This window comes from Pseudomonas sp. OV546 (genome assembly GCF_900116845.1).
Lineage (GTDB): Bacteria > Pseudomonadota > Gammaproteobacteria > Pseudomonadales > Pseudomonadaceae > Aquipseudomonas > Aquipseudomonas petroselini.
In genome coordinates this window covers 25,922-35,489 of the sequence record NZ_FPCE01000020.1, presented here as the reverse complement: position 1 = coordinate 35,489, position 9,568 = coordinate 25,922, and the positions used below count along the sequence as shown (strand labels likewise).

The following is a 9,568-nucleotide window of genomic DNA, read 5'->3' as shown; positions in this document are numbered from 1 at the left end:
GCTGGTAACGGGTCGAAAAACCGCACAAACGCAAAAATCAGCAACGGCACGGGCCGTTGCTGATCAGGGGGTGCAGGTCGTTGAAAGCGTGGGTTACAGCGGACGACCGATACCGTTGCAGACGTTGGTGTTGCCGATGCTCAGGGCGTTGCTCGCGGTCAGGAAACTGGCGCGAACGGTGGCTTTCCAAGCGGTTGGCAGTGGAACGAAAGCGTTGGCGGTGATGGCTGCATCGTTGTTGTTGGAGGCGCCGTAGTGCTTGGTGAAGAAATCACGCACTTGGGTGGTCTGGGTCGCGTCGGCGTAGCACTGGCTGAAGATCAGGTTGGTAAAGCCCAGGATCGGGTAGCCCGAGGTTGGGTAAGGCTGTACACCGGCGGTGTTGTCCGGACCGAAGACTGGAACCCAGGCGTCCGGGTTGGAACGATCAGCGGCAGCCGGTACCGGTACTGCGCCGATAGCGGCAGACACGTTGGCGGCGGCAGGCGAAACGCCCTGGGTGTTAGTGGCGACGTTTTTGCCCACGCGAGCCACTTTGGTAGCGTCGTCCAGACCGGCCAATGTAGGGGCGGCGAAGTCAGGGCTCATGTAGGTGATGCGGCCATCGCCGGCGGCCAGGGCAGTCATTACACCTTGGCTGCCAGTAGCAGCAACGGCGCCGGCAGGCAAGCCACCGGAGAAGCTGGTGCCGAAGGTGGTGGTGACGGCGAAGTTGCCTGTTTCTGCGTTGCACTTGGCATTGAGGAAACGGGTGAACAGCTCAGTGGTACCACTGCTTTCGCTGCGATAAACCACAACGATCGGACCGGTACGGCCAGAACCGGAAATACCGTCCCAGGTATTGATACGGCCCGAGAACACGCCGCACAACTCTTGAACGCTCAGGTCTACAGCGGCGGAACCGCTTTTATTGAAAGGAATGGCAACCGAAGTCCCCACCGATGGCACCTGGATCAACTTGCCCCAGGTCGGTTGCTTGGCAGAAGCGTAAGTCGACAACTCAGTGGCGCTCAGCTTGGAGTCGCTGCCCGCCCAGTGCACGTTCTTGTTCGTCACGCCAGCCTGGAACTTGGTGTAGTCGTTGTTCAGGAAGGCTGCCTTGCCGTTACCGCTGCCGACACCAATGTACTGGGCGAAACCGGCAGTCAACACGCCGGAGGTCTGGTACAGCGCTTGTGGCAGGGTGGCACCACCGCCGTTGATGTCAGCCATTGCAGCCTGTGCCGAGCACAGTGCAGCGAGGGTCATGGATACCGCGAGAACGTTGCGCTTAAACATGAAGAATCTCCTTTCGTCGTGTTTGTACGTTGGGGTAGATGGCTCTTGCATGACGCCATGGCTTCGGTCCCAAGCCGGTTTGCGGGGGTGGCGAGGGGTGAGGCCATGGGTAGGAAATTTCGCAGCTTCCGATGACAGCAAAAGGAAAAAACCTCGGGAGGAAGGGCTTGATTTTTAAAAAGATTCTCGGGTGTTTTAGTCATGGTTTTGAGCGGTTTGGAGGGAAGTGACAGCGAGGTTTCAGCCTGCGGGCCTGGAGGCCTCGTAGGGGGACGAGATGTGACGGAATGAGGAACCCGAGGTTGGACGTGGCGGCATCAAGTACCGGAAAACGCAACTGAAGAAACCTGATCCAAATGTGGGAGCTGGCTTGCCTGCGATGGCCATAGGTATCTACACCCCTTTGTAGGGAAACTTTTCAGTCTTTGAAAGTTGTTTAGATACCTATGGCCATCGCAGGCAAGCCAGCTCCCACACTTTTTTGACCGCGTGTATTCAGGTGACCAGTTGGTTGATCTCGATGATCGGCAACAACACCGCCATGACGATCACCAGCACCACGGCACCCATCACCACGATCATCAGCGGCTCCAGCAACGCGGTCATGCCCATGGCGCGGCGTTCGATGTCCCGCGACAGCGTCTGCGCCGCGCGCTCGAGCATGGGGGGCAGCGAGCCGGTTTTTTCGCCGCTGGCGATCAGGTGGATCAGCACCGGCGGGAACACCTTTTCTACCGCCAGTGCCGGGGCCAGGTTGACGCCTTCGCGCACTTTGGCGGTGGCGTCGTTGACGCACTGGCTCAGGCGGTCATTGGACAGGGTCTGCCGCGCCGCTTCCAGGGCACGCAACAGCGGCACGCCGGCCCCGCCGAGAATCGCCAGGGTCGAGGCAAACCGCGCGGTGTTCAGGCCCAGCACAAAACGCCCAATCAGCGGCAGGCGCAAGACGCGGCTATGCCAATTCAAACGCGCCACCGGGTTGCGCAAATACAGGCGCCAACTCCAGAAACCGCCGACGATCCCGCCGAAACACAGCCAACCCCAGGCGCGAATGAAGTCGCTGGCGTTGAGCATCGCCAGGGTCAGCCCGGGCAGGTCCTGGCGCGCCTGGGAAAACGCGCTGACCACCTGGGGCACCACGTAGCTCAACAGGAAAATCACAATGCCGATGGACACCAGTCCCACTACACCGGGGTAAATAAACGCGGTGAGGATCTTGCCGCGCAGGTTGTTGCGCTCCTCGATGTAGTCAGCCAGGCGTTCCATCACCTGGGCCAGGTCGCCGGACTCCTCCCCCGCCGCGATCAGCGCGCGGTAGATCGACGGAAAATCCCGTGGCCGCGCCGCCAACGCCTCCGCCAGGCGCATGCCGCCACGCACATCGGCGCGCACACCGGCGAGGGTCTGGGCGATGTGTTTTTTCTCGGCCTGCTCCACCGTGGCGCTTAACGCCGCCTCCAACGGCAGGCTGGCGCCCAGCAGGCTCGCCAGTTGCCGCGTGGCCCAGGCCAAATCATTGTCTGAGAGTTTGGCAGTGAACAGGCTGCTGCCCGCCGCCGCTGGCTGGCCGCCTTCGATCTGCACCAGCAACGCGGTCAAACCCCGGCTGCGCAAACTGGCGAAGGCCGCACTCTGGCTGTCGGCCTCCACATGCCCGGCCTCGACTTTGCCGCTGGCATCGGCGGCCTCGTAGCGATAGCGATTCATCAGGCGTCCCGTGTCACGCGCAGGATTTCTTCGGGCGCGGTGGCACCGCTGCGCACCCAGCGTTCGCCGTCTTCACGCATGCTGAACATCCCGGCGCGGCGTGCGGCCAGGCGCAAGTCCTGCTCGTTGGCGCCCTGGTGGATCAGGCTGCGCACATCGTCGTCGACGCAAAACAATTCATGGATACCGGTACGCCCGCTGTAGCCGATCTGGTTGCACTGCGCACAGCCCACCGGGCGCCAGGTGCCGGGCGCCGCAGGGTCCTCCTGCTTGCAGTGCGGGCACAGGCGGCGCACCAGGCGCTGGGCCAACACGCCGAGCAATGACGAAGCCAACAGAAACGGTTCAACGCCCATATCGATCAAGCGATTGACCGCCGACACCGCATCGTTGGTGTGCAAGGTCGCCAGCACCAGGTGACCGGTGAGCGAAGCCTGCACGGCGATTTGTGCGGTCTCCAGGTCACGGATCTCACCGATCATGATGATGTCGGGGTCCTGGCGCAGGATCGCGCGCAGGGCCAGGCCGAAGGTCATGTCGATCTTGGCGTTGACCTGGATCTGGCTGATGCCCGGCAGGTCGTATTCCACCGGGTCTTCCACGGTGAGGATATTGCTGGTGCTCGCGTCCAGCCGTGCCAAGGCGGCGTACAGACTGGTGGTCTTGCCGCTGCCGGTAGGGCCGGTGACCAGTACGATGCCGTGGGGCTGGCGGATCAACGTATCCAGGCGCGCCAGCAACTGCGCCTCCATGCCCAGGGTTTCCAGCTGCAAGCGCCCGGCTTGTTTGTCCAGCAGCCGCATGACGACTCGTTCGCCATGCCCGGTGGGCACGGTCGACACCCGAATGTCGATGGGCCGCCCGGCCACACGCAGTGCAATACGCCCATCCTGGGGCAGGCGTTTTTCGGCGATATCGAGCTGGGCCATGATCTTGATCCGCGACACCAGCGCGCCATGCAAGGCCTTGCGGGGTGAGACCACGTCCCGCAGGGTGCCGTCGACGCGGTAGCGCACCACGGAGTGAGTTTCGTAGGGTTCGATGTGGATGTCGCTGGCCTCGTCGCGGGCGGCCTGGGTGAGCAACGCGTTGATCATGCGGATCACCGGGGCGCCGTCCTGGGTGTCGAGCAGGTCGGTGATTTCGGGCATGTCTTGCATGAGGCGGTCGAGGTCGACCTCGTTTTCGGCGGCGCCCACCACGGCGGCGGCGCTGCCGGTGTCGGCGTAGGCGCTGGCCAGGAGGCCGTCGAGTTCGTCATCGCGTATCTGCTCAACCTGCGACTGACCGAACTGGCGCTGCACCTCGCTGATCGACCAGCCGGGGGTTGAGGGGCAGACGGTCAGCAGCATGCCGTTCTCGCCGGGGCGCAGGAGGATGCGTTGGGATTTGGCCCAGGCGTAGGGGAGCAGGCTCATACCCATCTCCTGCAGGAATACACAGTGCCAATGTGGGAGGGGGCTTGCCCCCGATGGCGGTGTGTCAGCCAACCCATTTGAAACTGAACCACCGCTATCGGGGGCAAGCCCCCTCCCACATTTGGATCTTCATTTGAACTCATAAAACACCAGACAGAAGGCAATGCCCGCCCGTTTTTCGCCGGCAATCCGACGCCGACAAAACAGCGTACCCACGATGCGTAGCGAGCCGCTTTTGATCTTGCTCTTGATCTTCGGCGCCCCGTAAAACCACGCTGGCCGGAGTGAGGGCACACCGAGCCCAGGCGAGGTGCCGAGTGGTGGGGCGAAGACCTTTTGGTTACTTTTGGGGCGTTTGCCAAAAGTGACCCGCTGTAAGAGCCGAACCCTAAGCGGCCGTTACCGCAGCAACGGATAGGTACGCTCACTTAGGCACCGCCCGAATCACAGCCCTAGGCCCCTGCTGCTGCCCCCCAGGAATCGCCTTCTCCACCGAAGGCAACTGCGGCGCCTGCACATCCGGCATCGCCCAACTATGTTCCGGCTGCAGCCCCCCCTGCGCCCTGCGCATAAATTCATACCGGTTCAAGGTAATACTGCGCCCCGCCCCACTGTCCCGAATAATATACGGCCGCAAAAACACCATCAGGTTGGTCTTGTTCACACTGCGCTTCTCATTACGAAACAACGCCCCCAACCCCGGAATATCCGACAACCACGGCACCGCATCATTACTCTGGCTATACCCATCCTGCAGCAACCCGCCGAGCACCATGATCTGCCCGTCATCCAACAAAATACTGGTATCGATCGCCCGCTTGTTGGTCACCGTGCCCGCGTCCACCGACGCCCGTGTATCCACGGTGCTGACCTCCTGGTAGATATCCAGCTTCACCGTGCCCCCTTCGGAAATCTGCGGCCGCACATTCAGCTTGAGCCCCACTTCTTCACGCTGCACCGTCTGGAACGGGTTGTTGCTGGTCCCCCCGCCACCGGTCACATAGCTGCCGGTGACAAACGGAATGGTCTGGCCGACGAAAATGCTCGCCGCTTCGTTGTCCAGGGTCAGCAGGTTCGGCGTCGACAGCACGTTGGTGCCGCCCTTGCTCTTCAGCGCCCGGGCCAAGACTTTGAGGTCGAGTACCTTGCCGATACCGGGAATATCCACCGTGCCGTTGACCAGCCCCACGTTCAGGCCCTTGGGCAACACGTCGATGCTGGTCTTGCTGGTCGGCGTGCTGTTCACGCCGCTACCGCCCAGGTTGACCCCGCCAAAACCGCCCTTGCCGGCGAGGTTGCCGGCCTGCCATTGCACGCCGAATTCGGTGGCATCGTCTTCGCCGACTTCCACGATCAGGCTTTCGATCACCACCTGGGCGCGGCGTTGGTCGAGCATGTCGATCACTTCGCGCAGGTTGCGGTACAGCGGGTCCGGCGCGGAAATCAGCAGGGTGTTAGTGGTGGCGTCCGCCTGGATGGTCACGCCGCCGGCGCTGAACGCGGTGTCCTGGTTCTCAGTGGAGGTGCCGCTGGTGCTGGGAGTCGAACCGGTGGTTTGCCCATACCCCGACTGCACACCACTGCCGGTCGGCGTGCCGCTGCTGTTTTGCGCGTTGCTGGTGCCTTGGGTGTCCTTGCCGTTACCGCCCATGGCGCTGAGCTTGCCACGCGCGTCGTCGCTGACGCCGGAATCGCTTTCCCCAGTGAGCAATCCGCGCAGCGACTGGGCCAACTTGCTCGCCTGGGCGTTGCGCAGGTACACCACGTGCATATTGCTGGGGTTGCTCTGCGCGTTGTCGAGCTTGTAGATCAGGTTGCGCGCCAGTTCCGTGCGTTCCGGGCTGCCGGAACGGATGATGATCGAGTTGGAGCGTGGGTCGCCGATCACGTTGATCTTTTGGGTCTGGTCGGCACCCTGGGTTTCCAGCAGCTCCGAGACCATGGCGGCGATGTCCACGGCGATGCCGTTCTGGACCATCACCACGTCGGTGTCGATGGCGCTGGGGGTGTCGATGCCGCTGATGATCTGCGCCACCCGCGCAAGGTTTTCCGCGTAGTCGGTGATGACGATGCTGTTGTTGCCGGGGTAGGCATTGATCGGGTTGTTCGGCGACACGATGGGGCGCAGCACCGGGATCAGGTTCACCGCGTTTTCATATTGCAGGCGAAAGGTGCGGGTCTGCATGCCGCTGCTACCGGCGCTGTAGATCGGCCCGCCGAGCAACTTGGCATCGGCTTCGGGCACGACCTGGGCGACACCGCCCACATCGACCACGCTGAAGCCCTGCATGCGCAGCGCCGCCAACAGCATGTCGTAGGCCTGGTGCGCCGGCACCTGGCCTTCGCTGACCAGGGTGAGGTTGCCCTTTACACGCGGGTCCACCAGGAACTGCTGGCCGGTGGCGCGGGACAGTGCGCGGACCACCGCCTGGATGTCCGCATCGACAAAATTGAGCTGCACCGGCTGGTCACCCAGCGGGTTGCGCGCCTTCACGGCCGCCGGGGCGTGGCCACGGGCGCTGTTGGTCACGCGGTGCTGTACGGGCGGCTTGGATGCGAGGTCGCGCTGGCGGTCCAACACGTTCTCGCCGCTGCGCTGGGTGTTCGCCAACGGTTGACCGAGTTCGCTGTCCACCAGCAACGGCGTGGTTGACGGGTTGCTGCACGCACTCAACGCCAGCACCAGCAAAGGCGCGACCCTACGAAAAGAGGGGACTGACCACTTCATGAAGCTTCCTTAGCGCCAAGCGCCTGATCCATGCGAACGGTCCCGGACACAGTGCCGGCCGAGTTATCGACGGTATCGAGGGCGCGCTGCAAACGCGCCTCAGACACCTCCAGGGAAAACGAACGGGCATTGCCCAACAGCCAGCCCACCACCGCATCCGCCGGGGCGTTGTCGAAGGTCAGGCGCCAACCGCCGGATTCCAGTGCCTGCAATTGGTAATGGCCTTGCAGACCGGCGCCATCCAGGGCTTGGCGCAGTGCGGTGTCGTCGCCCGGCCTGGGCGCGGCGACATCCTGCAACAGCACTTGCAAGGCTTCGGCCTGGGCGCGCAGCTTGGGGGTTTCGGCCTGCCAGTAATCGATCTTCTTCAGCGCGGGCTGCACCAGTACGAGCCAGGTCAGCAGGCTCGCCAGGACCAGGCCGGCCCCACCGAGCAGGCGCTTTTCGCGCAGGGCCAGGCCGTTCCAGAACACCTGGGCCTGGCTGCGCAGTCGCTGGACTTTATTCATCACCGGCCCCTGCGGGTTGTTCTGCGGCCTGCGCCGGGGCAAGGGTCCAGCCATGCTCATCGCGGCTGGCGGTAAAACCGGCCTGGGCCAACGCTGCCTGCCATTCACCTTCGGCCTTTGGGTTGCGACTGTCGGCGAGTAATTCAACGTGCAGGCGCCCCTGCTCAAAGCTCAGGTTGTCGACGCTGCCCACCATGAAGGGCAGGTTATTACCCGCCAGTTGCACCAGGCTGGCGAAGCGTTGCCCTGGGTCGGCCGCCGCGCCGGTCTGGCGGGCGGCCAATTGTTGACGCGCCTGTTGCAACGGGTTGAGCACCACCGGCAATTCGGGAAAGGCCTGGCGCACCTGCTGGCTCATCGATGCCTTGAGTCGCTGGCCTTCCTCCACCTGGCGGGCCGCGTAGAGGTTGAGGCCGACGGTCCAGATGGCCGTGGCCAGCGCCACACAGGCCAGCGCCCTGCCCCATCCGCCGGTCGAGGGTTGGTTGAGGCGACCGTGCAATCCCCAAGCCGGCACCGGCCCGCTCCAACGCTGCGTGGCCTCCACCAGCGGCACATCCAGCGCCTGCAACCCCAACGGGTGCACCGCGCCTTGTTGCAGGCTGTCACGCGTCAACAGATAGCCTTCGTCCAACGCCGCCGCGCCCACCGGCAAGGCATAGGGCGCCGGGTACAGGCCGCGCAGCTTGAGTGGCAGTTGCGCCAGCCGCGCCAACCCGGCCTTGGGCACCCAGGCCACCTGCACGCCCCCATCGCTGTCACGCGGGCCGTGGGCCACCTGCATCTGGTCCACCGGGCCGAGTATCAGCGCCTGGGCGGCACAGGCCACGGCGGCAGCGGTTTTCGCCGCCGGTAATGGCGGCAGATCCAGGCGGGTCAGCAGACTGTCCTGGGGGTGCAGGAAGCAGTCCACTGCCTGGCGGGACTTACCCAACTGCGCAAGGTGTTCATAGCCCTCTTCAACGACCACGCCACGCTCCAGCCAGGCAAACCTGACCTGGCTTTCAGCGGTCAATTGATCCAGCGGCGGCAAGCCGATGCGCAAGCGTTTCATACGCCCACCCGCGACCAGATCACTCGTGGCTGACGGTCTTCGGGCCGATGCAGCAACGCGTCGATCGTGACCCGGCGCTGCTCACGCCGGGCCTGGCCCTGCAGGCGAAACCACTCACTGGTAATGCCGACCTGCACCGAATCCATCACCACCTGGGGTAAATGCAGGCGGTTGACGAAGTCTCCACGGTTGATAAACCACTGCCCGCTGTCACGCTCAGCCACCAGCCCATGGGCCTGGGACAGGCTGAGCTGCGGCACCACCGCGCTGAGCACTTCGGCGCTGGCAGTGTTGCCGTTGACCCAAGTAGGCCCAGGCAACACGCTGATGTACGCCTGCATGCGCTGCAACACGAGGGGGTCGAGGCCTTCGAGGCCACTCAAGTCATCCAGGCTGCGCAGCATCGGGTATTTGACCGGGGGGAGATAAGAGGCGATCACTCGCTGGCTGACGCGGCGACTCACCACCGGGTCGACGCCGATCAACTGGCACAGCCGCTCGAAACTCTGCAACTGCTCGCTGTCCACCTGCTGGCGATTGACCAAATTGCGCAGGTTGAACTTGCCTTGCTCGTCCTCAATCCGCCCCTCGAACGCGCCGCCTTGGGCACGGGCCCAGGATTGATCAAGGCGCGTCAGCACCTCCTTTTGGCGCGCGTCCCAGAGCATCTGCCTGCTGCGTTCCAGGCCGCCTTGCAACAGCCACTGGCCCTGGATGCGCAGTTGCTCGGCCTCCAGGCTGCGGGTGAACACGGTCTGGCGTGTGAGCATGGCGCCGGCCAGAACCGCCACCACCGCCGCGATCAGCAAGGCGCTGATAATCGCCATGCCGCGCTGCTTCGCCGCTGGGGGCGAATACCCTTTCATGACGGGCC

General features: G+C 63.7%; 7 protein-coding genes. All 7 read right to left on the bottom strand.

Going from position 1 to position 9,568, the window contains the following annotated elements:
* Positions 1-93: 93 nt before the first annotated feature.
* The 7 genes from BM403_RS29235 to gspK all read right to left on the bottom strand — a co-directional run bounded on the left by BM403_RS29235 (position 94) and on the right by gspK (position 9,560).
* Positions 94-1,278 (bottom strand): substrate-binding domain-containing protein, encoded by a 1,185-nt coding sequence (locus BM403_RS29235; RefSeq protein ID WP_012723648.1) that lies wholly within the window; start codon positions 1,276-1,278, stop codon positions 94-96.
* A 495-nt stretch (positions 1,279-1,773) separates the two neighbouring features.
* Positions 1,774-2,985: a type II secretion system inner membrane protein GspF gene (gene gspF, locus BM403_RS29230; RefSeq protein WP_093546588.1), complete on the bottom strand. Its 1,212-nt coding sequence runs from the start codon at positions 2,983-2,985 to the stop codon at positions 1,774-1,776.
* Positions 2,985-4,403 (bottom strand): type II secretion system ATPase GspE, encoded by a 1,419-nt coding sequence (gene gspE / locus BM403_RS29225; RefSeq protein ID WP_012723646.1) that lies wholly within the window; start codon positions 4,401-4,403, stop codon positions 2,985-2,987. Before gspE ends, gspF begins: the two co-directional genes overlap by 1 nt.
* 424 nt (positions 4,404-4,827) lie before the next feature.
* Positions 4,828-7,131 (bottom strand): type II secretion system secretin GspD, encoded by a 2,304-nt coding sequence (gene gspD / locus BM403_RS29220; RefSeq protein ID WP_093546584.1) that lies wholly within the window; start codon positions 7,129-7,131, stop codon positions 4,828-4,830.
* A complete protein-coding gene (gene gspM / locus BM403_RS29215; RefSeq protein ID WP_012723644.1) occupies positions 7,128-7,640 on the bottom strand; it encodes a type II secretion system protein GspM in 513 nt (170 codons plus the stop codon). The genes gspD and gspM overlap by 4 nt, the downstream gene beginning before the upstream one ends.
* Positions 7,633-8,694 (bottom strand): type II secretion system protein GspL, encoded by a 1,062-nt coding sequence (gene gspL, locus BM403_RS29210; RefSeq protein WP_093546581.1) that lies wholly within the window; start codon positions 8,692-8,694, stop codon positions 7,633-7,635. The genes gspM and gspL overlap by 8 nt, the downstream gene beginning before the upstream one ends.
* Positions 8,691-9,560, bottom strand: a complete 870-nt coding sequence (gene gspK, locus BM403_RS29205; protein ID WP_175538119.1) for a type II secretion system minor pseudopilin GspK — start codon at positions 9,558-9,560, stop codon at positions 8,691-8,693. Before gspK ends, gspL begins: the two co-directional genes overlap by 4 nt.
* Positions 9,561-9,568 lie beyond the last annotated feature (8 nt).